The 26,456-nt window shown below is 39.2% G+C and carries 23 protein-coding genes; all 23 read left to right on the plus strand.

Features of this window, described 5'->3' with window-relative positions; all coding sequences use genetic code 11:
- Window positions 1-49 precede the first annotated feature (49 nt).
- A complete protein-coding gene (locus IMZ31_RS08820) occupies window positions 50-2,383 on the plus strand; it encodes a DNA translocase FtsK (RefSeq protein WP_207530130.1) in 2,334 nt (777 codons plus the stop codon).
- A 250-nt stretch (window positions 2,384-2,633) separates the two neighbouring features.
- Window positions 2,634-3,359, plus strand: a complete 726-nt coding sequence (locus IMZ31_RS08825) for a GntR family transcriptional regulator (protein ID WP_207530131.1) — start codon at window positions 2,634-2,636, stop codon at window positions 3,357-3,359.
- A gap of 104 nt (window positions 3,360-3,463) precedes the next feature.
- Window positions 3,464-4,621, plus strand: a complete 1,158-nt coding sequence (locus IMZ31_RS08830; RefSeq protein WP_207530133.1) for a BMP family lipoprotein — start codon at window positions 3,464-3,466, stop codon at window positions 4,619-4,621.
- Between the two features lie 221 nt (window positions 4,622-4,842).
- Window positions 4,843-6,372 (plus strand): ABC transporter ATP-binding protein, encoded by a 1,530-nt coding sequence (locus IMZ31_RS08835; RefSeq protein ID WP_207530134.1) that lies wholly within the window; start codon window positions 4,843-4,845, stop codon window positions 6,370-6,372.
- Complete coding sequence (locus IMZ31_RS08840) at window positions 6,372-7,418, plus strand: ABC transporter permease (RefSeq protein ID WP_207530135.1); 1,047 nt, start codon at window positions 6,372-6,374, stop codon at window positions 7,416-7,418. Before IMZ31_RS08835 ends, IMZ31_RS08840 begins: the two co-directional genes overlap by 1 nt.
- A complete protein-coding gene (locus tag IMZ31_RS08845; RefSeq protein WP_207530136.1) occupies window positions 7,419-8,375 on the plus strand; it encodes an ABC transporter permease in 957 nt (318 codons plus the stop codon).
- A 279-nt stretch (window positions 8,376-8,654) separates the two neighbouring features.
- Window positions 8,655-8,768 (plus strand): symporter small accessory protein, encoded by a 114-nt coding sequence (locus IMZ31_RS24745; RefSeq protein ID WP_371825491.1) that lies wholly within the window; start codon window positions 8,655-8,657, stop codon window positions 8,766-8,768.
- On the plus strand, window positions 8,768-10,351 hold the full coding sequence (locus tag IMZ31_RS08850; RefSeq protein WP_207530137.1) for a sodium:solute symporter family protein: 1,584 nt from the start codon (window positions 8,768-8,770) through the stop codon (window positions 10,349-10,351). Before IMZ31_RS24745 ends, IMZ31_RS08850 begins: the two co-directional genes overlap by 1 nt.
- Window positions 10,352-10,545: 194 nt before the next feature.
- A complete protein-coding gene (gene yfmF, locus IMZ31_RS08855; protein ID WP_207530138.1) occupies window positions 10,546-11,832 on the plus strand; it encodes an EF-P 5-aminopentanol modification-associated protein YfmF in 1,287 nt (428 codons plus the stop codon).
- Window positions 11,832-13,121: an EF-P 5-aminopentanol modification-associated protein YfmH gene (gene yfmH / locus IMZ31_RS08860; RefSeq protein WP_207530139.1), complete on the plus strand. Its 1,290-nt coding sequence runs from the start codon at window positions 11,832-11,834 to the stop codon at window positions 13,119-13,121. Before yfmF ends, yfmH begins: the two co-directional genes overlap by 1 nt.
- An 11-nt stretch (window positions 13,122-13,132) precedes the next feature.
- Window positions 13,133-13,852: an elongation factor P 5-aminopentanone reductase gene (gene ymfI / locus IMZ31_RS08865; RefSeq protein WP_207530140.1), complete on the plus strand. Its 720-nt coding sequence runs from the start codon at window positions 13,133-13,135 to the stop codon at window positions 13,850-13,852.
- A gap of 83 nt (window positions 13,853-13,935) precedes the next feature.
- Window positions 13,936-14,193: a DUF3243 domain-containing protein gene (locus IMZ31_RS08870; RefSeq protein WP_207530141.1), complete on the plus strand. Its 258-nt coding sequence runs from the start codon at window positions 13,936-13,938 to the stop codon at window positions 14,191-14,193.
- Window positions 14,194-14,695: 502 nt separating this feature from the next.
- A complete protein-coding gene (locus IMZ31_RS08875) occupies window positions 14,696-15,487 on the plus strand; it encodes a DUF3388 domain-containing protein (RefSeq protein WP_036778849.1) in 792 nt (263 codons plus the stop codon).
- Between the two features lie 18 nt (window positions 15,488-15,505).
- Entirely contained in the window at window positions 15,506-16,492 is a 987-nt protein-coding gene (locus IMZ31_RS08880; protein WP_207530142.1) for a helix-turn-helix domain-containing protein, read from the plus strand.
- An 85-nt stretch (window positions 16,493-16,577) separates the two neighbouring features.
- Window positions 16,578-17,156 carry a CDP-diacylglycerol--glycerol-3-phosphate 3-phosphatidyltransferase gene (gene pgsA, locus IMZ31_RS08885; protein ID WP_207530143.1) on the plus strand — a complete coding sequence of 193 codons (579 nt, stop codon included), beginning with the start codon at window positions 16,578-16,580 and terminating at the stop codon, window positions 17,154-17,156.
- A gap of 1 nt (window position 17,157) precedes the next feature.
- Window positions 17,158-18,408 carry a competence/damage-inducible protein A gene (locus tag IMZ31_RS08890; protein WP_207530144.1) on the plus strand — a complete coding sequence of 417 codons (1,251 nt, stop codon included), beginning with the start codon at window positions 17,158-17,160 and terminating at the stop codon, window positions 18,406-18,408.
- A gap of 165 nt (window positions 18,409-18,573) precedes the next feature.
- A complete protein-coding gene (recA, locus tag IMZ31_RS08895) occupies window positions 18,574-19,611 on the plus strand; it encodes a recombinase RecA (RefSeq protein ID WP_207530145.1) in 1,038 nt (345 codons plus the stop codon).
- Window positions 19,612-19,933: 322 nt separating this feature from the next.
- Entirely contained in the window at window positions 19,934-21,496 is a 1,563-nt protein-coding gene (gene rny, locus IMZ31_RS08900; protein WP_036778863.1) for a ribonuclease Y, read from the plus strand.
- Between the two features lie 132 nt (window positions 21,497-21,628).
- Complete coding sequence (locus IMZ31_RS08905) at window positions 21,629-22,426, plus strand: TIGR00282 family metallophosphoesterase (protein WP_207530146.1); 798 nt, start codon at window positions 21,629-21,631, stop codon at window positions 22,424-22,426.
- Window positions 22,427-22,534: 108 nt separating this feature from the next.
- Complete coding sequence (gene spoVS, locus IMZ31_RS08910; RefSeq protein WP_036778868.1) at window positions 22,535-22,795, plus strand: stage V sporulation protein SpoVS; 261 nt, start codon at window positions 22,535-22,537, stop codon at window positions 22,793-22,795.
- Between the two features lie 228 nt (window positions 22,796-23,023).
- Window positions 23,024-23,950, plus strand: a complete 927-nt coding sequence (locus IMZ31_RS08915) for a dipeptidase (protein ID WP_207530147.1) — start codon at window positions 23,024-23,026, stop codon at window positions 23,948-23,950.
- A gap of 155 nt (window positions 23,951-24,105) precedes the next feature.
- Complete coding sequence (gene tdh / locus IMZ31_RS08920; RefSeq protein ID WP_207530148.1) at window positions 24,106-25,146, plus strand: L-threonine 3-dehydrogenase; 1,041 nt, start codon at window positions 24,106-24,108, stop codon at window positions 25,144-25,146.
- 22 nt (window positions 25,147-25,168) lie between these two features.
- Window positions 25,169-26,344 (plus strand): glycine C-acetyltransferase, encoded by a 1,176-nt coding sequence (locus IMZ31_RS08925; protein WP_207530149.1) that lies wholly within the window; start codon window positions 25,169-25,171, stop codon window positions 26,342-26,344.
- The last annotated feature ends 112 nt before the right edge of the window (window positions 26,345-26,456 follow it).

The following is a 26,456-nucleotide window of genomic DNA, read 5'->3' on the forward strand; positions in this document are numbered from 1 at the left end:
CTCATTTAATTGAGCAATTTACTATACTTGCTTGAAAGATGGTGAGCGAATGGCAAAAAAACGTCAAAAAAAGAAGCAAAAGAAAACACAGGTAAAAGACCAAGTAAAATTTGAACTTATTGGTCTGTTATTTATATTCTTATCAGTTTTCGGCAGTGGTGCCAGCGCAATTTCCGGTGGAGCGATTCCGAACAGTTTAGAACACTTATTCCAATTCTTCTTTGGAATATGGTACTTTATTGTTTCTATTTTTCTATTTGTAGTGGGAATTTACTTAATGGTGCAACGAAAATGGCCTATGTTTATACATAAACGGTTTATAGGCTTTTATATTTTGTTTGCAGCCATACTCCTCTTAACGCATGTTCAAACATTTGAAGCAGTGATGAAAGATAACGTGGAGCCATCTATTTTAAAGGTGACGTGGAATCACTACCAAGCCTATACCCAAGGGACTATTTCCTCATCTCAATTAGGAGGCGGGTTAATCGGCGGAAGTTTATTTGCGTTCACCTACTATTTGTTTGCACCAACAGGGGCCAAGATTGTTTCAGTCTTTGCCATGATTGTAGGAATTTTATTCTTAACTGAAATTTCTTTAGGAGACCTTTTAAGAAGCATACTTGGTAAAGGGAAAGAGTTTATGGGTCATCAGTGGTCTTCTGTGAAAGAACAAAGAGAGCAATATAAAGAGAAACGTCAAAAAGATAAAGATGAGAAGGAAGATCAGGAAGAAGCTCCGATTGAGTATGGAAATGGAAGTAAACAAGGCAAACAACCAGAATCTGAGCGAGAATCAGAGGAGGGACTCTCTTCTCCAATTATCCAAGATTTTACGGACAATGCATATAAACAAGAAAAGCCTTCTGAAAAGAAATCAACAGCTCAGAGCGCTCAAGAAGTTCATGGAGACGAGGAAGGTTTGGCTGAAACTCTACCTCTCACAGAAATGGAAAACGTCGATTATCAGTTGCCTTCGTTAGACTTATTAGCAGAACCGACTCAAAACACGCAGCAACAAGAACGTTCAAAAATACAAGCTACGGTAAAGAAACTTGAACAAACGTTCCATAGTTTTGGTGTGAAAGCTAAAGTAACAAAGGTCCATGTAGGCCCATCCGTGACGAAGTACGAGGTATATCCTGATGTTGGTGTGAAAGTAAGTAAGATCGTAAACTTACATGATGACCTCGCACTTGCTTTAGCGGCTAAAGATATTCGTATAGAAGCCCCGATTCCAGGCAAGTCAGCGGTAGGAATCGAAGTTCCAAATCAAGAAGTCGCCATGGTTAGCTTGAGAGAGGTTATAGAGCCTCATCAGAGTCAAGCAGATTCTAAACTATTATTTGGACTTGGAAGAGATATTTCAGGTGATGCCATTGTGTCTGAGTTAAATAAGATGCCTCACTTATTAGTAGCAGGTGCTACAGGAAGTGGTAAGAGTGTGTGTATTAATGGCATTATTACCAGTATTTTAATGAGAGCCAAACCACATGAAGTAAAAATGATGATGATTGATCCGAAGAAAGTAGAGCTGAATGTTTATAACGGTATCCCGCACCTTTTAGCTCCCGTTGTTACAGATCCAAAGAAAGCATCCCGGGCGTTGAAAAAAGTAGTTTCTGAAATGGAAAGAAGATATGAGCTGTTTTCAGATACGGCTACGAGAAATATTGAAGGTTACAATGAACATATAAGGAAACATAATGCTGAAAGTGAGGATTCTCAGCCCCAACTCCCTTACATTGTAGTTCTAGTTGATGAGCTTGCAGACTTAATGATGGTTGCATCAAATGAGGTGGAAGATGCTATTACGCGTCTAGCCCAAATGGCGCGTGCTGCAGGCATTCATCTTATTATTGCTACGCAGCGTCCATCTGTTGATGTTATTACAGGTGTTATTAAAGCCAACATCCCATCTAGGATTGCATTTAGCGTATCTTCCCAAACTGATTCACGGACGATTTTAGACTCAGGTGGAGCTGAGAAATTGCTTGGGCGAGGGGATATGTTATTCATCCCTGTAGGTTCTTCAAAACCTACCCGGGTTCAAGGGGCGTTCTTATCAGATGAAGAAGTAGAACGTATTGTAAACCATTGTGTAGAACAACAGAAAGCTCAATATGAGGAAGAGATGATCCCTGAAGAAGAAAGTGAAGTAAAACAAGAGGTGGACGATGATTTATATGATGAGGCTGTATCCTTAGTTTTAGAAATGCAAAGTGCTAGCGTTTCAATGTTACAACGAAGATTTCGAATAGGTTATACTCGTGCAGCAAGATTGATTGATGCTATGGAAGATCGCAAAATTGTAGGGCCTTATGAGGGGAGTAAGCCAAGAGAGGTTCTTGCTTCACAATCATCAGAGGAAATATCTTCATAAAGAAAGACACCAATGTGTCTTTCTTTTTTTTATGTCATACAGTATTGAGAAATCGCTTACGTTCATGTATGCCAGTGAAAGGGGTGAATGGAAGCTAACTAATTAATGTCAGAAATGAGGATATTTTGATAAAAATAGTAGAATTCTATTTATTTATACTCATAAAAGTGTTATATTAATCTCGAATATGATGAGTCGAACGTCAGATGTCAGATCTCTTATAAGAGAAAACGCTTGGAGTGAACTACACATGAGTATAAGAACAGATACACGCCATTTATATTTACAAGTCATTGATCAAATTAAGAAAGATATCGAGAACGGAACCTATAAAGAGAGGGAGAAGCTTCCTTCTGAGTTTCAGTTGTCCAAGTTACTAGGTGTTTCGAGAGCTACATTACGTGAGGCTTTAAGAATATTAGAAGAAGAGAATATTGTAACAAGACGTCACGGTGTAGGAACTTTTGTGAATGCTAAACCAATCTTTTCATCAGGTATTGAAGAATTGTTTAGTGTCACGGAAATGATCGAAAGAGGTGGCATGAAACCTGGGAGTCAATATTTGTCTACCGAGATTTTGGAAGCTACTGAAGAGGACGTTAAAAAATTTTATCCATTCCATGTCGAAAAATTAGCAAAAGTCGAAAGAGTCAGAACAGCGGATGAGGAACCTGTAGTCTATTGTGTGGATAAAATCCCAAAAGGATTAATCCCTTTAGAGCACGTACACAAAGAAGATTCAATGTTTCAGTTATTAGAGGAATACAGTGAAAAAGTAGTAAGTTATGCGGTCACTTTTATTGAACCAGTCGGGTACCAGGAGCGTATTTCAACAATATTAAATTGTGATCCTGACCAACCCCTTCTTTTATTAAAGCAGATGCATTATACAACCGATGACGAGCCAGTTCTGTATTCGAGTAACTATTTCAGACCAGATACGTTTGGATTCCATGTATTGCGAAAAAGAGTGTAAGGGCTTACATTTTGATGGAATTTTAAGGAGGTGGTGGGCCTAAGCGGAAGCAGGTCGTATGAAGTGTCTTTAATCTATTAATCTTTTTAAATTCTTAGGGGGTAATGAATTTGAAACAAAGTCGTATTTTACTATTAGCGTTACTACTAGCGCTTGGCATGATTCTAGCTGCGTGTGGTTCATCAGATGATGCTTCTACAGATTCTGATAGTGGTTCTGACAATGAAGATACAGAAGAAACTGATACAAGCTCAGAAGATGGTTCCTCAGAGAATGCATCTGGTAGCGATAGTGATTTCTCAGTAGCTATGGTTACTGATGTTGGTGGGGTAGACGACAAATCGTTTAACCAATCAGCGTGGGAAGGCCTTAAGAAATTTGGTAATGATAACGGATTAGAAGAGGGAAATGGGTACACATACTTACAGTCAAATGAAGCGACAGACTACGCTCCAAACTTAAATCGCCTTGTACAACAAGGGTATAACTTAATTTATGGTATTGGTTATAAGCTACACGATGACATTGAGAATGTAGCAAAGCAAAATCCAGACACTCAATTCTCAATTGTGGATGATGTTGTAGAGCAGCCGAACGTTGCTAGTATCACGTTCAAAGAACACCAAGGTTCGTTCCTTGTAGGTGTTGCTGCAGCTAAGAAAACCAAAACAGACAAGATCGGATTTGTTGGTGGTGTAGACGGTTTCCTTATCAACAAATTTGAAGCAGGATTTGAAGCAGGAGCAAAATCTGTAAATCCAGATATCGAAGTAGAAGTACAGTATGCGGGTGGTTTTGATCAACCAGCAAAAGGTAAATCAATCGCTAGTAACATGTATAACAGCGGTATCGATATTATCTACCATGCTTCCGGTGGTACAGGTGTTGGTGTATTCAACCAAGCGAAAGACATTAAACAAAGCAACCCTGAAGAAGATGTATGGGTAATCGGTGTAGACCGTGACCAGTATGAAGAAGGTCAGGTTGGTGACAACAACGTAACATTCACTTCAATGATCAAACGCGTTGACATTGCTGTAGCGGATGTTGCTGAGCAAGCAATGAATGGCGAGTTTCCAGGTGGAGAGCAGATTGCATACGGTCTTAGTGATGACGCAGTAAGCGTTGCTGAAACAAATGAAGAAGCATACACTGATGAAATTAAACAAGCTGTACAAGAATGGAAAGAAAAAATTACAAGTGGTGAAGTAGAAGTTCCGCAAGATCGTGACGAGCTTGCGACTTACCTTGAAAACTTGTAGGTAATAGTCAGGGCGGAAGAGGCTGATCTTTTCTCGTAAGGCAGCCTCTTTTGTGCCTTCTTGGTAAAAAAATCATCAAATGAAAAGGATCTCTTTGCAGCCGGTCTTTTTCATTTGCTGATTTTATCCTTTGTTTTGCTTTTCTTAACAAAGGGAGTAAGAACCCGGTATTCATTTGTTAGGATATCGTGTTTTCTAATGGAAGTGGGGGAGTGAATAAAGTGGACTATGTTATTGAAATGTTAAATATTCGTAAAGAATTTCCTGGGATAGTAGCCAACGATAACATTAATTTACAAGTGGAAAAAGGCGAAATTCATGCTTTACTGGGGGAAAATGGAGCTGGTAAATCAACATTAATGAACGTGTTATTTGGATTATACCAGCCTGAGAAAGGGGAAATACGGGTTAATGGGAAGCCGGTGAAGATTACCAATCCTAATATTGCCAACGACTTGGGTATTGGAATGGTGCACCAGCACTTTATGCTCGTTGATACGTTTAGCGTAACAGAAAATATTATTTTAGGCTCTGAACCCAAGAAATCCGGGACAGTCGATATCAAGAAGGCTGAAGCTGAAGTGCAAGAGATTTCAGAGCGCTACGGACTTAAAGTTGATCCAACAGCGAAGATCAAAGATATATCTGTAGGAATGCAACAAAGGGTTGAGATTTTAAAAACACTATACCGAGGGGCTGATATTCTCATCCTTGATGAACCTACAGCTGTTCTTACACCGCAGGAAATTCATGAATTAATTGATATTATGAGAACCCTCATTCAAGAAGGGAAATCTATTATATTAATTACACATAAGCTAAAAGAGATTATGGAAGTGTGCGATCGTTGTACTGTTATTCGAAAAGGGCAGGGTATTGGTACAGTAAATGTCAATGAAACGTCTACAACAGAACTTGCGTCACTTATGGTGGGGCGTGAAGTTAGCTTCAGCACACAGAAGACACCAGCACACCCCAAAGAAGAAGTCCTTAAGATTTCTGATCTTCGCGTCAAAGATGCAAGAGGAGCCGAAATGGTTAAAGGGTTGCACCTGGATGTTAAAGCGGGTGAAATCGTTGGGATAGCTGGTGTTGACGGAAATGGTCAGAGTGAGCTTATTGAAGCAGTAGCTGGACTTAGAAAAGTCGAATCTGGCTCAATTCTATTAAACAATGAAACCATTACTCATTTCACACCACGAAAAGTGACAGAATCAGGGGTAGCACACATACCTCAGGACAGGCATAAATTTGGACTTGTTCTTGATTTTCCGATAGGTGAGAATATGGTTTTGCAAAACTACTATAAAAAGCCATACTCATCAATGGGGATTTTAAATTATAAAGAGATTTATAAGCAGGCAAATAAACTTATTCAGGAATATGATGTTCGGACTCCGAGTGAACACACACCAGCTCGTGCATTATCTGGAGGAAATCAACAAAAAGCCATTATCGGACGTGAAGTAGATCGGTCACCCGATTTGCTAATTGCGGCACAACCTACTCGTGGCTTGGACGTTGGGGCTATTGAGTTTATTCACGGGAAGTTAATTGAAGAACGTGATAAAGGTAGGGCTGTATTACTCTTATCGTTTGAACTTGAAGAAATCTTAAATGTGAGTGACCGGATTGCCATTATGTTTGACGGTCAAATCGTAGCTAACGTAAAACCAGAGGATACGACTGAACAAGAGTTAGGGTTGTTAATGGCCGGAAGCCAAGTTGAAAAGAAAGCAGGTGAAAGCTAATGCTTAGTAATCAACGATTTATTAATGTTTTAATACCAATCATCTCTGTCATTCTAGGGTTATTAGCTGGAGCCATTATAATGCTGAGCTTTGGCTACAATCCTATTGAAGGGTACGGTGCATTGTATGAAGGAGCTTTTGGGAACTCATATTTTACAGGTGAGACAATTGTTAAAGTAGCGCCTCTAATTTTATCTGGTATTGCTGTTGCATTTGCTTTTAGAACAGGTCTATTTAATATTGGTGTAGAAGGACAAGTATTTGTAGGCTGGTTAGCTTCTGTGTGGGTGGGGATTTCGTTTGAAGCACCTATGATTATTCACCTTCCACTTGCCATTTTATCAGCAGGTGTAGCAGGAGCTTTATGGGGATTTGTTCCAGGGTTTCTTAAAGCTAAATTTGGTGTTCATGAAGTTATTGTATCCATTATGATGAACTACATTGCTCTTTACACATGTAACGCATTAATTCGAAATGTTTTAACAGATCGTTTGGATAGTACAGATCGTGTAGCTGATACGGCATCGTTATCTTCTCAGATGTTTTATAATTGGACAGGCTCTCGTCTTCACTGGGGAGCGGTCATTGCTTTAGCACTTGCGTTTGTCATGTGGTTTATATTGGAAAAAACTACAAAAGGATATGAGCTTCGGTCTGTAGGCTTTAATCAAAATGCTTCCAATTACGCAGGTATGAACGTAAACCGTAATATTGTTTACTCATTCTTAATCTCTGGTTCATTTGCAGGAGTTGCTGGTGCTATGCAAGGTCTCGGTACATACGGGAACATGTTTGTTCAATCTAGTTTTACAAACATTGGTTTTGATGGGATCGCCGTAGCGTTACTTGGTGGTAATACTGCACTTGGTTCTGTGTTTGGAGCTTTCTTATTTGGAACTCTTAAAAACGGAGCGGGAAGTATGCCGCTTGTGGCAAACATTCCTAAAGAGTTAGTAGATATCATAGTCGCTTTAATTATCTTCTTTGTTGCATCAGGTTATATTATTCGTTGGGCTTTAACGCGCGTTAAAAGGGAGGGGAAATAAATGAATATCATTGATATTTTACTAGCGATTATTCCGGTAACGATTTTCTATGCTGCCCCTCTCATTTTAACAGCTCTTGGCGGGGTATTCAGTGAACGTGCAGGCGTTGTAAACATTGGTCTTGAAGGTCTAATGGTTATGGGGGCGTTTACAGCAATCGTCACAAATTTAATGATGGCAGATACGCTTGGAGGTTTTACACCTTATGCTTCTCTTTTGCTAGCTGCAATTATATCTGGATTATTTGCGATCATCCATGCAGTAGCATCCGTTTCTTTTCGTGCGGACCAGGTAGTGAGTGGTGTAGCCATTAACTTCCTTGCATTAGGAGTATCCCTATTTTTAGTACAAGAATTATATGGCGCGGGTCAAACTGGACAAGTATCACAACCAATATATACAAAAGATATTCCTCTCTTGAGTGATATCCCTATTATTGGAGAAATGTTCTTTACGCACCATGTTACGTCTTATGTGGCGGTAATTCTAGCTTTTGTAGTGTGGTTTGTTATCTTTAAAACACCATTTGGGCTTCGACTTCGTTCAGTTGGGGAACATCCAATGGCAGCTGATACAAATGGCATTAATGTGTATCGCACACGCTATATTGGTGTGATCTTATCAGGTATATTAGCAGGTCTTGGTGGAGGAGTCTTTGCCTTAACCATTACAGGTAACTTCTCAGGTGCTACGATAAGTGGTCAAGGGTTTATGGCGCTTGCGGCTATGATCTTTGGTAAATGGCATCCATTAGGAGCTATGGGTGCAGCCTTTTTCTTTGGTTTCGCACAGAGTTTGAGTGATGTAGCAGCTGGAATTCCTTTATTAGAGAGCATTCCACCAGTCTTCTTGTTAATTGCTCCTTATGTACTTACAATTCTAGCGCTGGCTGGCTTTATAGGACGAGCTGAAGCTCCTAAAGCAATCGGCACACCTTACATAAAAGGTAGTCGATAATCTCTTAGTCTTATAGAGTTAGATGTGCGTTAATGAAGCCCCCAATGATCATCATTGGGGGCTTTTATTATTCCTCTCTATTCCCCCCCCCTCCCTTTCATATGAAGAGGCTTTTGATATGGGTCAACAAGATTTTCTATACATATTTCATATAGGTCGGCGATGTTTTGAGTATTTTTAAAGCATGAGAGCTTATGGTACATTAATATGTGAAAATTCAGAAAAAATATCAGGCGTTAAATTGAAAGCGTTTTCTTTTAAGGGGAGGGGGAGATATCTATGCTTGGCATGGAAAGTGTATCTATTGCTGTAATCTGGATTTTGACCGTACTTTCAACAATTGGGTGTGTGGTTTACGGCGCAATGATGTGGAATAAAGGGGGGAATAGCTGATGACGATGTCTATCTTAATCCCACTTTGTATAGTCTATATTGGGATTATGTCAGGGTTAGCTTATTATGGTTATAAAAAGACAGTAACAGAATCTGATTACTTACTTGGTGGAAGAAATATTAACCCAGTTGTAATGGCGCTATCTTATGGGGCAACATTTATTAGTACATCTGCGCTAGTTGGTTTTGGGGGAGTTGGATCCATTTTTGGTATGGGGCTTCTCTGGTTAGCATTTTTAAATATTGTACTAGGGATTTTCGTGGCATTCGCAGTTTTTGGTACCCGAATTAGAAGGTTATCCATTGAACTAGATGCATCCACATTTCCTTCATTATTAGGAAAGCGTTATGGGTCTAAATTTATTACGATCTTTGCGGGCGCTATGATTTTTATATTCATGCCAGCTTATACAAGTATCGTGTTGATTGGGGGAGGTCGCTTTCTGCAAGAATCATTGTCTTTAAACTTTAACCTTTCCCTCTTCATTTTGGCTGCAATTATAGCTTTATATGTTATAAGTGGGGGCATTAAGGCAGTTATGTACACTGATGCCTTTGGTGCAGTGATTATGCTTATTGGTATGGTAGTGTTTCTAGTGGTTACCTATCAGGCTGTGGGAGGTGTGGTTGATGGGCATGCAGCGTTAACTGCGTTAAAAGATATGGTCCCTGAATCTCTCGCATCAGGGGGACATCAAGGGTGGACGAGTATGCCTGTGCTTGGAAGTCCTTTGTGGTGGACCCTTGTAAGCACAATTATTATGGGTGTTGGAATTGGTGTTCTAGCGCAGCCGCAGCTTATGATGCGCTGTATGACGGTTAAAGATGACAAAGCCTTATACCGTTCTGTTTTAATTGGTGGGATATTTATTTTCTTTATGACTGGTGCAGCTTTTATAATTGGTCCGCTAAGCAATGTGTATTTCATGGAAACGGCAGGCCAATTATCGATTACTGCAGCAGAAGGAAATTCTGATTTAGTTATACCTAAATTTATCAATAGTCTGATGCCTGAATGGTTCATTTACTTATTTACCCTCACCTTGTTGTCCGCAACCATTTCAACGATTAGCTCTCTTGTGCATTTACAAGCCTCAGCATTTGGGGAAGATATTATGAAGTCCATTGGAGTGAAATGGGGAAGGAATGGTCAAGGTATGACTCGCTTAGGGGTGATTGTGGGAATGTTAGCTGCTATTGGGCTAGCCTACGTATTACCAGGAGGGGTTATTGCTAGAGCAACTGCATTTTGGTTTGGGATATGTGCAGCTGGGTTTCTTCCTACATTAATGGGAGCACTATTTTGGAAAAGGGCTTCTAAAAATGGAGCGATCTTCAGCATCATTACAGGATTCGCTGTTAGTATACTAGGGTTTCTGTTTCTTCATGTAAAAGAGTCGGGAGTCCTTGGTTTATCACAAGCGTTATTTGGGAAAGATGCTTTACTTGCGTTTCCATGGACACATATTGATCCTTTATTCTACGCGTTACCCTTATCAGCACTCGTATTCGTGACTGTCAGTTTATTGGATCGGCAGAAAGATGCAAGTGTACAGTCTCAATCTAAATCCGTTGTAAAGTAATAGGGCGTTACCTTCTCCTTTGGTTTATTCTATGAGGGGAGGGTAGCGTCTTTGTATTTAGTGTAATACTTCTCTTTATTCGCATTCTAAAAGAAAACACGTTACAATCAAAGAATACTTAAACTATTGGATAGTTTTTCATACATTAAGATAAGCTAACCATAAATAGTGTGACTCACGAAGGAGGAAGTTTGATGTCAACCATTGAAGAACAAGTGTTCAAACAAGAGGGATATCATTTACATATGATCCCTACGAAAAAATATAAAACGAATACCATTGCTGTTAAATTGAAGTCACCTCTGAGTCGAGAGGTCATCACAAAGAGGGCTCTTTTACCTTATGTGTTACAACAAGCCACAAACAACTATCCTTCTGCTCGAGCCTTTCGCACAGCTTTAGATAGTCTTTACGGTGCTGTACTAAGCGTAGATTCTTCTAAAAAAGGAGAAGATCACGTAATGACTTTCAGGATGGAGATTCCAAATGATGAAATGCTCTCAGGGGATGAATCTTTATTAAAGCAAGGGTTAGCTCTTATAAATGAAATCATCTTCCATCCTAAGGTAGAAGGTGAAGCGCTTGATAATACAATCGTTGATCGTGAGAAGCAGACTCTAACTCAAAAGATTAAGTCATTGAAAGATGATAAAATGAGTTACGCAAACACTCGCCTTATTGATGAAATGTGTAAAGAAGAATCTTACCGTTTCCATGTTCACGGTTACGAAGAAGACCTTACTGACATTACTGCAGAGAACTTATATGCATATTACAAAGATATGTTATCAAATGATGATATGGATGTGTACGTACAAGGGAACTTAGACGCTAATGAGGTTCAGCAACTTGTTCAAGAAACGATTAAGAGAGAGTCTACCCCGAAACGTTCGGAAAACGGAACGACTCAACAAGATGCACCTTCGGAAGTAAAGGAAATTGTTGAACGTCAAAACATTCAACAAGGGAAGCTTCATCTTGGCTATCGGACTTCAATTCGATATGGTGATAAAGATTATTATGCTTTACAAGTCTTTAATGGTATTTTTGGTGGTTTTCCGTCTTCGAAATTGTTTATGAATGTTCGTGAGAAGCATAGTCTGGCTTATTATGCCGCTTCTCGATTTGAGAGTCATAAAGGTCTTTTACTTGTCTTTTCAGGTATTGATCCTAACGATTATGAACAAGCCAAAGATATTATTGAAAAGCAAATGGACGCCATGAAAGCAGGGGAGTTTTCTGAAGAAGATGTTGAAGAAACAAAGCAACTTGTTGTTAACCAACTAAGAGAAACGATGGACAGCCAACATGGCTTAATCGAATTAATGTATCATCAGGTGCTGTCTGGATCGACGGTGACACCTAATGAGATAATTGAAAACGTTGAGCGTGTTACTCACGAAGATGTTTTACAGGTAGCGAAGAAAGTAGCGCTAGACACCGTCTACTTCTTAACGAAAGAAGAAGGGGGAAATGAATAATGAAGACGACTAACTATGATCAAATACAAGAAACACTGTATTCTAAAAAGCTTGAGAACGGCTTAGAGGTTTATTTACTGCCTAAACGAGAAATGGCTAAGACATTTGCTGTTTTTACAACTGAATATGGCTCTATAGATCAGACTTTTACACCGCTTGGTAAGGATGAGCAAGTGACTGTACCAGAAGGTATTGCTCACTTTTTAGAACACAAACTTTTTGAAAAAGAAGACCGCGACGTGTTCCAGGACTTTTCAAAGCAAGGTGCTTCACCGAACGCGTTCACATCTTTTACAAGTACAGCTTACTTATTTTCAGCAACAAGTCAGATCTCAGAAAATGTTCAAACTCTTTTAGATTTTGTTCAGAACCCTTATTTTTCAGATGAGTCTGTTGAAAAGGAAAAAGGCATAATTGCTCAAGAGATTCGTATGTATGATGATCAGCCAGATTGGAGATCTTTCTTTGGTACCATTCAGAGTCTTTTTGAAGAGCATCCTGTCAAAATTGATATAGCTGGTACTGTTGATTCGATTCAGAACATTACGAAAGAGGACTTGTATACTTGCTATGAAACGTTCTATCATCCATCAAATATGACCTTTTTCTTAGCAGGTAACTTTGACCCTGAAACAATGATGAAGCAGATAGAAGACAACCAGAGTTCGAAATCTTTCGCGCCTCCAGAAGATATTAAGCGCTCTTATCCAAGTGAGCCCAAAGAGGTTGCTAATAAGCATAAAGTAATTGAGATGCCCGTATCTGTATCGAAATGCTTAGTGGGTGTGAAAGAGGACACTTCAAGCTTAACGAAAGATACATTCTTACAAACGGATATGATTAAGAGCATGGTTTTAGATCACTTCTTCTCTAAAAGTGGAGAATACTTTGAAAAGCTTTATAAAGAAGATCTTGTTGATGATAGCTTCTCTTTCGAAACACATCTTCATAAGACGTTCGGTTTCACCATTTTAGGCGGGAATACTCGAGAACCAGAAAAGTTTCAAAAGAGGGTTAAAGAAATGCTTCATGAATTGAAAGAACGTGAACTTACTGATGAAGAGTTTGAGCGTATGAAGAAGAAGCGAATTGGGCAGTTCTTACGTTCAATGAACTCTCTTGAGTTTATTGCCACTACTTTCGTTCAATACCGTCATTTAGGAATTGATTTGTTTCAAGTTCTTCCTGAAATTGAAAAATTAACAAAAAAAGATGTAATGAATCATATACAGAATTGGATTTCAGAAAACCGCATTGCTGTTTGTGAAGTTCGTCCTTCTGAAGCGTAAGGGAATTTAGTATGAAGACATGTTTTTTATTAGGGGCTAGTGGAGGGATTGGGCAAGCTATTGCTAAAAAGCTTGCTCAATCTGGCTACAGCCTTATTTTACATTATCAAAAAAATAAACATGCAATTGAACATTTGTGTAAAACACTTCCTGAAGGGACGGTACTACAAACCGTACAGTGTGATCTTCGTAATGAGCCTAGTATTAATGAAATGATGGAGAGCGTCGTGTTCCCAGTGGATACATTAGTATTTGCTAGTGGAACGAGCTTGGTCAAACTTTTCCAAGATGTATCATCTAATGAGATGGATGATTTGTTATCGGTTCATATAAAATCCCCATGGCTTATTTCTCAACGCCTCCTTCCACATATGATTAAGCAAAGAAAAGGTCACATTGTTATTATCTCCTCTATCTGGGGGGAAGTGGGTGCAAGCTGTGAGGTGGTGTACTCTTCTGTTAAGGGAGCTCAGGATAGCTTTGTAAAAGCTCTGGCAAAAGAAGTTGGGCCCTCAGGTGTATATGTAAATGGTATACGACCAGGCTTTATTCAAACGGAAATGAATGAACAATTTTCAAGTGAAGATCTCGCTGAAATTAAAGAGGAAATACCAATAGGAAGGCTAGGAGAACCTCGAGATGTTGCTGATGCTGTTGAGTTCTTAGTTGGAGCTGGTTCCTCTTATATACAAGGTCAAATGCTAAATGTAAATGGGGCTTGGAATGGTTGATTTTTGTTAAGCGGATGAATAATTCTCTCCTTCTACACAAATGATAATAGTGTAAGTTCGAGTCATATGAAGGAGGAATAACCATGTCTGTATTAGATAACTGGGATTCTTGGAAAGACTTTTTAGGTGATCGTCTTCATCAAGCTGAAGGCGATGGTTTAGATGACCGTGCCGTATCAGAAATGGCTTATGAGGTAGGCGATTACTTAGCGAACCAAGTGGATGCAAAAAATGATCAAGAAGCGGTTCTTCGCGATCTATGGAGTGTTGCTTCTAAAGAAGAACAACATGCCATTGCAAACATGATGGTTAAGTTGGTCCACAATAACGGTACGAAGTAATAAGAGGGGGATGTCCCCCTCTTATTTTTTTCGTACTTTAGAACTTAATTTCTTCAATGAATACCTTTTTTGGAAGGCTCTGTTGGTGTTCCATATAAACCCTCTTAACGGCCCCGCGCCGTTTGGGTCCTCACGTGGAAAAGTGAGTCGTTCCTCAGACACCCTTTCCTCACGAATATGTCTCAGTTTCAGTTATTCGCGATTACTGTCCTATTCTTGATGAAACCTATTATAGGAAATAACAACATTTAACTTAAACATAGCCTTTTGGAAAAAACAATAAGCGAAATGATTCATGAGTAGAGTGTTTGGGTACGTATAAGAATAAGTGTGTATAATAAAACGTTTCTGAAATCAAGACATTATATCCTTTTCTAATATTTGAAAATCATTTATGATAGTAGTAGTATTCAAAAAACTTCAATTGGAAAAGTTTATGGATCTATCGGGTAATTAGACCTGATCTTATAGAAGAGAGATTAGGATGGGAAGGAGTTGTGATATGGAAAAGAAGGAATGGTACTTGGAATATGAAATCCAAGTAAATAGACCAGGTTTACTAGGAGATATATCCTCTTTGTTGGGGATGCTTTCAATTAATATTATTACCATTAATGGTGTTGAGGATTCCAGACGTGGCATGCTTCTGCTTTGTAAAAATGATGAGCAAATTAATCGTTTAAGATCCATACTTGAAACGATGGACACGATTAGTATCACGAAGTTTCGCCGCCCCAAATTGCGTGACCGCCTAGCGGTGAGGCATGGAAGGTATATACATAGTGATATTGATGATAAGAAGACGTTTCGTTTTGTTCGAGAAGACCTTGGGTTGTTAGTAGATTTTATGGCAGAGCTTTTTAAGAAAGATGAACATAAGCTTATCGGAATACGGGGTATGCCAAGGGTTGGAAAGACAGAGTCGATTGTAGCAGCTAGCGTTTCAGCAAATAAAAAATGGTTGTTTGTGTCAAGTACCTTGTTGAAGCAAACAATTCGAAGTCAATTAATCGAAGATGAATATTCATCTGATAATGTCTATATCCTGGATGGGATTGTTTCTACTCGTCGTGCCAATGAAAGGCACTGGCAATTAGTTCGCGAAATCATGCGTTTACCAGCTACAAAAGTAGTAGAACATCCTGATATGTTAGTACGAGAAACTGAATACAAACTGGACGATTTTGATTATATTCTTGAGCTTAGGAATGACGAGAACGAAGAAATTACATATGAAACAGTCGACAAGCCAGACTTAGATCAAAAAGACGGCTTTTCCATGTTTGATTTTTAAGATGGAAGGTGTTATGCAATGGAAATAGGTGCTAGATTAAAGGAAGCTAGAGAGTCGCAAAACATGACTCTTGATGATGTGCAACAAGAAACAAAGATCCAAACTCGTTATTTACAAGCTATTGAAAAAGGGAATTTCAGCATTATGCCTGGTAAGTTCTACACAAGAGCTTTCATTCGTCAATATGCAGAAGCAGTAGGCTTGGACCCTGAATCCCTAATGGAAGAACACAAAAGTGAACTCCCTTCTTCTAGTGAAGAAGAATATATACAGTATACAAGACTGCAACGACAAAAGGATGAATCTCCCTCTGGTAGGAATTCTGCATTTATGTCATTCTTACCAAAGCTGACCATCATACTATTAATTGTTGGTATTCTTGTTGTTGCCTTAGTGTTCTATCAGAAAACAATGGGGTCAAGTAATAACAATGACAACCCGACACAGCAATCGGACGAGCCTGTAGATACGTATGAACGTTCTGAAAGTAATGGCAATTCACCAGAAGATGATGATAAGGTGAGCTCTGATCAACCTGACTCAAATGAGAAAGAAGAGAGTGATGATTCATCCAATGATCAGTCAAAAGAGGATGAGTCCAATGAATCTAATCAAAAAGAAGACAATCAAGAAGATGAAACGAAAGAAGAGCCTAAGAAACAACTCGTGTTAAAAGAAAAAGGGGAATCCACTCAAAATGGTGTGACCCCTATTTCTGTATATGAACTTCAAAATGCCGAAGAGCTAAAAATAACGTTCTCTACTGTAAATGGCTCTACGAGTTACGTAGATATTAAAGATGCTTCTGGAAAAATTATTTTTATGGAGAACGCAATTAAAGATGGTCAAGAAGTTGATCTTAAGAATCAAAAAGAAGTGACCATTAACATCGGAAGAACGCCTGGGGTTAGCCTTAAAGTAAACGGAGAGTCTCTTAAATATCCGATCTCTCCAGATGAACAAGACGTTCAAAAAATTCGTATCATAAAAGCTTCAGCAGAATAACACCAGAAGGGAGTCATCTTGACGATGGGGCTCCCTTCTTGTATTTTATATTTGATTAAGAGAGACTATTGGAGGTCTAGTGTACATGAATATCCCGAATAAAATTACTATCTCAAGAATTTTAATGATTCCTATTTTTATGATCCTATTATCGGTTCCTTTTAACTGGGGTACACTGAACATAGGTGAAAATGAGCTGCCAGTTTCTCATCTGATAGCAGCCATTTTATTTATCGTAGCTTCTGTCACGGATTGGATCGATGGCTATTATGCTCGAAAATATGACCTAGTAACCAACTTGGGGAAATTTCTTGATCCGTTAGCAGATAAATTACTTGTGTCAGCTGCTCTGATATCATTAGTTGAATTAGACTTAGCTGCAGCGTGGATTGTTATTTTAATTATAAGTCGTGAATTCGCAGTTACAGGATTACGTTTAGTTGCAGCTGGGGAAGGTATTGTACTTGCTGCAGGGCAAATGGGTAAGTTGAAAACGTGGATTCAAATTATTGCAGCTTCAGCTCTACTCCTTCATAATTTCCCGTTTTCTTATATCGGCTTTCCATTTGGAACCATAGCTTTGTATTTGGCTATGATTATTACAGTGGTGTCAGGTGTTGAGTACTTTATGAAAAACTGGCATGTAATGAAAGGATCTAAATAATATGACACAACTTGTTAAAGGTGAAATTGTCGCAGTCGGAACAGAATTGCTTCTAGGGCAAATTGTGAATTCAAATGCACAATGGATTTCACAAGAATTAGCAAACAGAGGTGTTGGCGTATTTTATCATACGGTTGTAGGTGATAATTTAAGCAGACTCGAAGCTCAGTTTAAAGAATCAGCAGAACGTTCTGACCTTATTATCATTACCGGAGGATTAGGACCTACTGACGATGATCTGACTCGTGAGGCAGCGGCCAACGTCATGGGAAAAGACATTATACAAGACGATGAGGCATTAGCTTCAATTGAAGCATACTACGCTCGAAACAACCAACAAATGACGCCGAACAATAAGCGTCAAGCACGAATTATCGAGGGAGGAGATCTGCTTCATAATCGTGTAGGTATGGCTCCTGGGTTTGTTGTTCAACAAGGCCAGAAATTATGGGTGTTCCTTCCTGGTGTACCTAGAGAAATGAAAGCCATTTTAGAAGATGATGGTTTTAAATATATAGAGAAATATTTCAAAATTAATCAAACGATCCAATCTCGCATGTTGCGTTTTATTGGAATTGGGGAATCCCAGCTTGAGCATGACCTGAAAGATTTAATTGAGGGACAATCTAATCCTACAATAGCCCCTTTAGCCAGTGCGGGGGAAGTGGGGCTACGTCTTACAGCAAGATCTGATTCTGAGGAAAAAGCTGTGTCGCTTATAGAGGAAGCAGAACAAGAAATTAAAAAACGGATTGGAAAGTACTGCTATGGCACCGATCAAGATACGATTCAATCTAAGGTGATGCAGTTACTGCGAGAAAAAGAACTTACAATAAGTGCCGCCGAAAGCATAACCGGTGGACGTTTCACGGACACCCTTATTTCATTTGAAGGAGCTTCCTCTGTATGTAAAGGTGGGATCGTATCTTATTCTAATGAGTCTAAGAAAAGTCTTTTAGATATACCAGAGCTTATTCTAGGTGAATACGGAGCGATATCAGAAGCTTGTGCTATGTCAATGGCTGTGAATGTATCAGAGAAACTTAACAGTGATATAGGGATTAGTTTCACAGGTGTAGCAGGTCCTGATCCTTCAGAAGGTCAAGAAGTAGGTACGGTTTATATTGGAATTTATGTAGATGAAAACCAACCAATCGTTAAATGTTTTCACTTTAATGGTGATCGTGATATGATTAGACACCGAAGTGTTAAAAAAGGGTATGAACTTTTATATAATTTATTAAAATCGTGAAAACAACAATGTGTTCTCCCTTAAAATTTTGTTTCCATAATAGGATATTTCATTTTTAAGGGAGAACGTCTCATTAAAAACAGGGAACATTTATTCGCATTTTTGTTGGCAAATGATTAAAAACGCGTTATGATAGGTATAGTTAATTCGTAAGGGGGAAACAAAGTGAGCGATCGTAAACAAGCGTTAGATATGGCTTTACGTCAAATAGAAAAGCAATTCGGTAAAGGTTCAATCATGAAATTGGGCGAGCAAGCCGAAATGAAGGTAAATACAGTGCCAAGTGGTTCTTTAGCTCTTGATGTAGCTCTAGGTGTAGGTGGTTACCCTCGCGGTCGTATCGTAGAGGTTTATGGACCAGAGTCTTCTGGTAAAACAACGGTTGCGCTTCACGCTATTGCAGAAGCACAACGTCAAGGTGGTCAAGCGGCATTTATTGACGCTGAGCACGCTCTCGATCCGGTTTATGCCCGTGCATTAGGTGTTGATATTGAGAATCTGTTACTATCTCAACCTGATACAGGAGAACAAGCACTTGAAATCGCAGAAGCTCTTGTACGAAGCGGCGCGATTGATATAATCGTCATTGACTCTGTGGCAGCATTAGTGCCTAAAGCTGAGATTGAAGGGGAAATGGGAGACTCTCACGTTGGTCTTCAAGCCCGACTTATGTCTCAAGCGCTTCGTAAACTTGGCGGTGCTATTAATAAATCGAAAACAACAGCTATGTTTATCAACCAAATACGTGAAAAAGTTGGAGTTATGTTCGGTAATCCTGAAACAACTCCTGGTGGACGCGCGCTAAAGTTCTATTCTTCTGTCCGTTTAGAAGTGCGCCGTGCTGAAACGCTTAAGCAAGGAAATGAAATGGTTGGTAATAAAACAAAAATTAAAGTCGTTAAGAATAAGGTAGCTCCTCCATTTAGGCAAGCAGAAGTTGATATCATGTATGGTGAAGGGATCTCTAAAGAAGGTGAGCTCATCGACATTGGTACTGACCTCGATATTATAACGAAGAGTGGGTCTTGGTATTCCTATAACGACGAACGTATGGGGCAAGGCCGTGAAAATGCAAAAGGATATCTTAAAGAAAATCCTGACCGCTATGATGAAATTAATACGAAGATTCGTCAGCATTATGACATGTATGATGATCCTGAAGGTTCCAAAGAAAATGGGAATCAGGATACTTTAGATGTTTAATAGATATTGCTAAACCTAAAATCCTGCAAATGTTGCAGGATTTTTTCCTACATAATGTTATGCAGTTCTATACGTATAAAGGGTTATATTGATACGTGGTTTGGTGAATATGTAAGAGAATGAATGAAATAGAGGGAGAAATTGGACGCTTCCTTGACAATAACCCTCGTCAAGCTTAGAATTAATATGTATAATTTTCATTTTTCTTAACTTTATACAAAATGTTTTGAATCTTTAAAAACGAAAATGAAAATGAAACAAACATGTACATGCCGACAAACATGTATGGTAAAAAGGGAAAAAGCAAGAGGAGGTGAATGGTATGGATAACTTAATCACAATCATCCTCATTTTGCTTTTCGTCATCATCGCTTATGTTGTTGGTTATTGGGTTCGGAAGTCCATTGCGGAAGCGAAAATTTCTAGTGCCGAAGATTTGGCGAAACAAATTGTTGAAGAAGGTCATCGTAATGCGGATGCAGCCAAGAAGGAAGCGCTGCTTGAAGCAAAAGAAGAGAATCATCAACTTCGTCAAGAAGCTGAAAAAGAAATTCGCGAACGACGCACAGAGCTTCAAAAGCAAGAAAGCCGTTTGATGCAAAAGGAAGAGAATCTGGATCGAAAAAGTGAAACGCTTGATAAGCGCGAACTGACGTTAGAAAAGAAAGAAGATTCATTAACTGAAAAACAACAACAAATTGAAGAAACGGAAAGCAAAGTGGATGAGATGAGAAAGCAGCAACAAACTGAGCTTGAACGTATTTCCGGATACACAACAGATCAAGCAAAGCAGGTTATTTTAGAGCGTGTTGAACAAGAAGTTGCTCACGAATCAGCACTTATGATCAAAGAGGCAGAAAACCGCGCCAAAGAAGAAGCGGACAAGAAAGCGAAGAATATCCTTTCTCTTGCTCTTCAACGTTGTGCTGCTGACCACGTTGCTGAAACAACGGTTTCCGTTGTAAACTTACCGAACGATGAGATGAAAGGTCGTATCATTGGTCGTGAAGGGCGTAATATCCGTACTCTTGAAACACTTACTGGAATTGATCTTATTATTGATGATACTCCAGAAGCTGTGATTCTTTCTGGATTTGATCCGGTTAGAAGAGAAATCGCGCGTAATGCGCTAGAAAAACTTGTTCAAGATGGACGAATTCACCCAGCGCGAATCGAAGAAATGGTCGAAAAATCACGTCGTGAAGTAGATGAATTTATAAGGGAAGTTGGTGAACAAACCACGTTTGAAGTGGGCGTTCACGGGTTACACCCAGACCTTGTTAAGATATTAGGTCGTTTGAAGTATCGTACAAGCTACGGTCAAAACGTATTGAAGCACTCTACAGAGGTCGCATACTTATCAGGACTTTTAGCTGCGGAGCTAGGTGAAGACGAAACGTTAGCTCGACGTGCAGGACTGTTACATGATATTGGTAAAGCGATTGACCACGAAGTAGAAGGTAGTCACGTAGAAATTGGTGTAGAATTAGCGAAGAAATATAAAGAAAATGATACCGTCATTAATGCGATCGCTTCACACCATGGTGACGAGGAACCTACTTCTGTTATTTCTGTTCTTGTAGCAGCAGCAGACGCCTTATCTGCAGCGAGACCAGGAGCGAGAAGTGAAACATTAGAGAATTATATTAAGCGCTTAGAAAAGCTTGAAGAGATTTCTGAGTCCTATGATGGCGTTGAGAAATCCTTTGCCATTCAAGCAGGACGAGAAGTTCGTATTATGGTGAAGCCGGAAGAAATCGATGACTTGAAGTCCGTTCAACTTGCTAGAGATATAAGAAATCGTATTGAAGGTGAGTTAGATTACCCAGGTCATATAAAAGTAACCGTTGTTCGTGAAACAAGAGCGGTTGAATATGCAAAATAATAAAGCGACCCAAAGGGTCGCTTTATTTTATGTCTAAACCTATGTATAATACTAAAAACAGCCACTAAGTCATTTGAACTTCCAACATGACTGTGTATCACTGAATGAAACGAAATAAGAGAGGGACTAAACATGAAAATATTATTCGTTGGAGACGTAGTAGGCTCACCGGGCCGCCAAATGGTAGAAGATTACTTACCTAAATTAAAAAACTCTTACCAACCACACTTCACTATTATTAATGGGGAAAACGCTGCTTCTGGTAAAGGAATTAATCATAAGATCTATCAAAAGTTTCTTGAACTTGGAGCTCAAGCTGTTACATTAGGGAATCACGCTTGGGATAAAAAAGAAATTTTTGATTTCATTGATGATGCTGATAAGATGATTCGCCCAGCTAATTTCCCTGAAGGAACGCCTGGGGATGGTATTATGTTTGTAAAAGATAATGGTGTAGAGTTAGCTATTATTAACTTGCAAGGCAGAACCTTTATGCAACCCTTAGATGATCCGTTTAAAAAAGCGGATGAATTAGTTAAGCAGGCTAAGAAACGAACAGACCTTATATTTGTAGATTTTCATGCTGAAGCAACTTCTGAGAAGCAAGCACTAGCTTGGTATTTAAATGGTCGCGTAAGTGCGGTGGTAGGAACACATACTCACGTTCAGACCGCAGATGACCGTATTCTATCTGATGGCACAGCTTATATAACGGACGTAGGAATGACGGGTCCATATGATGAGATTTTAGGTACGGACAAAGAAGCGGTCATCAAGAAATTTCTTACAAATTTACCAGTACGTTTTGAAGTTCCAAAAACGGGAAGAACACAACTAAGTGCATTCCTTGTTGATGTGGATGCCTCCTCCGGAAAAGCACGTAAAGTTGAACGAATTCTAATTAACGATGATCATCCATTTTTTAGCTGATTATTTGAATTTTTAGAAAAATTCGTTCATAATAGGAGGGAATAACTTTTCAACTCCATGAATATAGTAGAAATGGAAGAATCTTAGGTTACGAAGGAGGAACTAGTAGTGGAAATATTAAAAGTTTCAGCAAAATCTAACCCTAATTCTGTAGCAGGTGCACTTGCGAACGTGCTAAGAGAACGCGGCTCAGCAGAAATTCAGGCTATCGGAGCTGGTGCCCTTAACCAGGCCGTGAAAGCGGTAGCAATCGCTCGAGGATTCGTTGCTCCGAGTGGTGTTGATCTGATTTGTATCCCTGCCTTTACGGATATCATGATTGACGAGGAAGAACGTACGGCTATTAAACTCATTGTTGAGCCAAGGTAATTGAATAAACAGGGTGTCCCCTATTCTTTTTTGGGACACCCCTTTTATATGCTTGAAACGATTTTTCCTACTAGTTTATATAAATAGGGCTCACTTAGGTATGAATCTAGATCAATCTAGTGATTGAATTAGAATCCTCTTAAGGGGCCTTTTTTTATAGTTTACTTTTTTTGATATTATAGATCTTTTACGAGTTTGATAAATAGTAGGACAACAAGGAGGTACACCATGATTATTGATGCTCATTGTGATGTGTTATGGAAGTTGTGGGAAAAACCTGAACGTTCTTTCTTTAATAGTTCTGATTTACAAGTGAATTATGAGAAATGGATGGCTTCTCCGGTTAAGGTGCAATGCTTTGCTATATTTGTTCCTGAAACAGTCTCTCATGCTAGCCAGTTTGACGTAGCTTTAGAGATGGTTCAATTATTTAAAGAACGTATAGTAGATCCTTATGAAAAGATTGTCTGGATAAAAGATCAAGATGATCTTCTTTCTTTAGGGCCTAATGAAAGAGGTGCTGTCTTAACGCTTGAAGGCTGTCACCCCATAGGGGATCAATTGAGTCGTCTTAAGGCACTTGTTCAGTTAGGGGTGAGGGCAGTTGGTTTAACGTGGAATCAAGGAAATGCGGTTGCAGATGGGATAGGCGAGACAAGAGGAGCGGGTTTGACGGATTTCGGTAGAGATGTCATTCGCTATTTAAATAAAGAGCAGATATGGACAGACGTATCTCATATTTCTTATAAAGGTTTTTGGGATACCTTGCAAGTTGCTGACTTCCTAATGGCAAGTCATTCAAATGCATATGCTGTTGCTGCACACCCGAGAAACTTAAACGATGCTCAATTAAGAGCGTTAATAGAGAGGGAAGCCTTTATAGGTGTAACGTATGTAACGGAATTTCTAAACTTAACTTTAGAGGCATATAGGAAAGATGTTATTCGTCATATGAAACATATTATTAACCTTGGCGGTGAGTGCTCCCTGGGTTTCGGGTCTGACTTTGATGGGACAGATAAAGTGGTTACAGGTCTTGAAGATTATACAGATTATGAATCTTTCCTATCGCAAATTGTTGTTAATCAATTCCCGCAAGATATAGTGAGAAGGGTCTGTTATGAAAATTTCATACGAAAGTTCCCGAGGAAGTGAAAATGATGTTAAATATATAAATTTTGAAAACGTTTTCTAACGGTGTTCATTTGTCCTTATCAGGAGGACAACATTAAAATTGATACTAGATTAATGGCTATTTTTATGGTATTAATAGTATTAAAGGGAGTTTCAATAAGGAGATGTTGTTCATCATGAATGGAAAAATGAAGGCAATAAAAAAGAGTAAAAGGGGACCGGGAGCTGAATTAGCAGAAGTAGAGATCCCGGCAGTTGGAGATTTAGATGTTCTAATAAAAGTGAAAGCAACGTCTATTTGCGGGACGGATGTCCATATTTATAATTGGGATGAATGGTCGAAGAGTCGTGTTAATCCACCATATGTATTTGGGCATGAATTTGCAGGAGAAGTTGTCGAGGTTGGAGAAAAAGTAACGAAGGTACAAGTAGGAGATTATGTTAGTGCAGAAACGCATATCGTATGTCATCAATGCCCACAATGTTTAACAGGCCAATTCCACATTTGTGAAAACACTAAGATTATTGGAGTCGATACTCAAGGGTGTTTTGCAGAATATGTTGCTTTACCTGAAGAGAATATGTGGAAAAACCCTGACGATATGCCAGTAGATATGGCCTCTATTCAAGAGCCTATGGGGAATGCTGTACATACTGTTTTAAATGGAGACGTTGCTGGGAAAACGGTAGCAATCATTGGGTGTGGTCCAATAGGTCTCATGGCTGTTGGCGTAGCTAAAGCTGCAGGTGCCTCACTCGTATTAGCATTTGATGTAAACCCTTATCGGTTAGAACTAGCCGAAAAAATGGGAGCAAGCATAACCATCCATTCCGGAAATGAGGACCCTGTTAAACGTGCAAAAGACCTTACTAATGGGCATGGTGTAGATGTTGTTTGTGAAATGAGTGGGCATCCAGTTGCTATGGATCAGGGATTTAAAATGATAACAAACGGTGGCAGGGTCTCAATTTTAAGCTTGCCTGTACAACCTGTTCACATTGATATTACAAATGATGTGGTATTTAAAGGCATTCAAGTGCAAGGAATTACGGGTAGGAAAATGTTTGAAACATGGCAACAGGTTTCTAGACTCTTGCAATCTAAGCAAGTTGATGTAACGCCGATTCTTACTCACCACTTACCTCTTGAAGATTTCCGTAAGGGGTTTGAGTTAATGAATGAAGGTAAATGCGGCAAAGTTGTATTACATCCATAATAATTTAGGAGGTTTTTACGTTATGAAAGGTTTTGAACATTTACAAACAGAACTAGAGGAAATGAAAGACCAAGGGACGTTCAGAGAACTGATTCCGCTCGAATCTGCACAAGGCTCTCGTGTAACGATTAAAGGGAAAGATGTTATCCAACTGTCTTCTAACAACTATCTTGGGTTAACCTCACATCCTAGGCTTAAGCAAGCTGCTGAAGATGCGGTTAAAGAGTATGGTGTTGGAACTGGATCAGTTCGTACAATCGCTGGCACACTTTCGATGCATGAAGAGTACGAACGTAAATTAGCCAAGTTTAAACATACGGAAGCAGCTCTTGTTTTTCAATCTGGTTTCACAACAAACCAAGGCGTATTATCTTCTATGTTGAATGACCAGGATGTTGTCATTTCAGATGAATTGAATCATGCTTCTATTATTGACGGCATTCGTTTAACGAAAGCTGCAAGAAAGATCTACAAGCATGTAGATATGGAGTCACTTGAAGCCAAGTTGAAAGAATCAAGTGAATACCGTACACGACTTGTTGTAACAGATGGTGTATTCTCTATGGATGGAAATATTGCTCCTTTAACAGAAATTGTAGAGCTTGCTGAGAAGTATGATGCACTTATTATGGTGGATGATGCTCACGCTAGTGGTGTGCTTGGTGAGAATGGAAGAGGTACTGTAAACCATTTTGGATTAGATGGTAGAGTACATATCCAAGTAGGAACTTTAAGCAAGGCTATTGGTGTCCTTGGGGGTTATGTAGCTACCTCCCAAACATTAAAAGAATATTTAATCCATAAAGGACGACCATTTTTATTTAGTACATCTCATCCCCCTGCTGTAACGGCGGCGTGTGATGCAGCAATTGATGTTTTGCTAGAGGAACCAGAGTTAATTCAAAAGCTTTGGGATAATACGAAATTCTTTAAAGATGGTTTGAAAGAACTTGGGTTTGATACAGGGATTAGTGAAACCCCAGTTACTCCCGTTATGATTGGTGATGACGCGTTAACGCATAAATTCTCAGATGAATTATTTAATGAGGGTGTCTTTGCTCAAGGAATTGTGTTCCCTACTGTTCCTAAAGGTAAAGGGCGAATTCGTACGATTGTAACAGCTGAACATTCAAAAGAAGAACTGCAGGAAGCACTCAATGCATTCGAACGGGCTGGAAAAACGCTTGGCATTTTGTAAGCTGTAACAAACGATTCTTTGTGAAAAGGCCGTTCCTGTAAAGGGATAGGCCTTTTTCTTATTCTTTTCTACATATGTTCACTAAATTTTCTTTTATTTTAAGGTCAGAGAC

The sequence above is a fragment of the Pontibacillus sp. ALD_SL1 genome, from assembly GCF_017355605.1.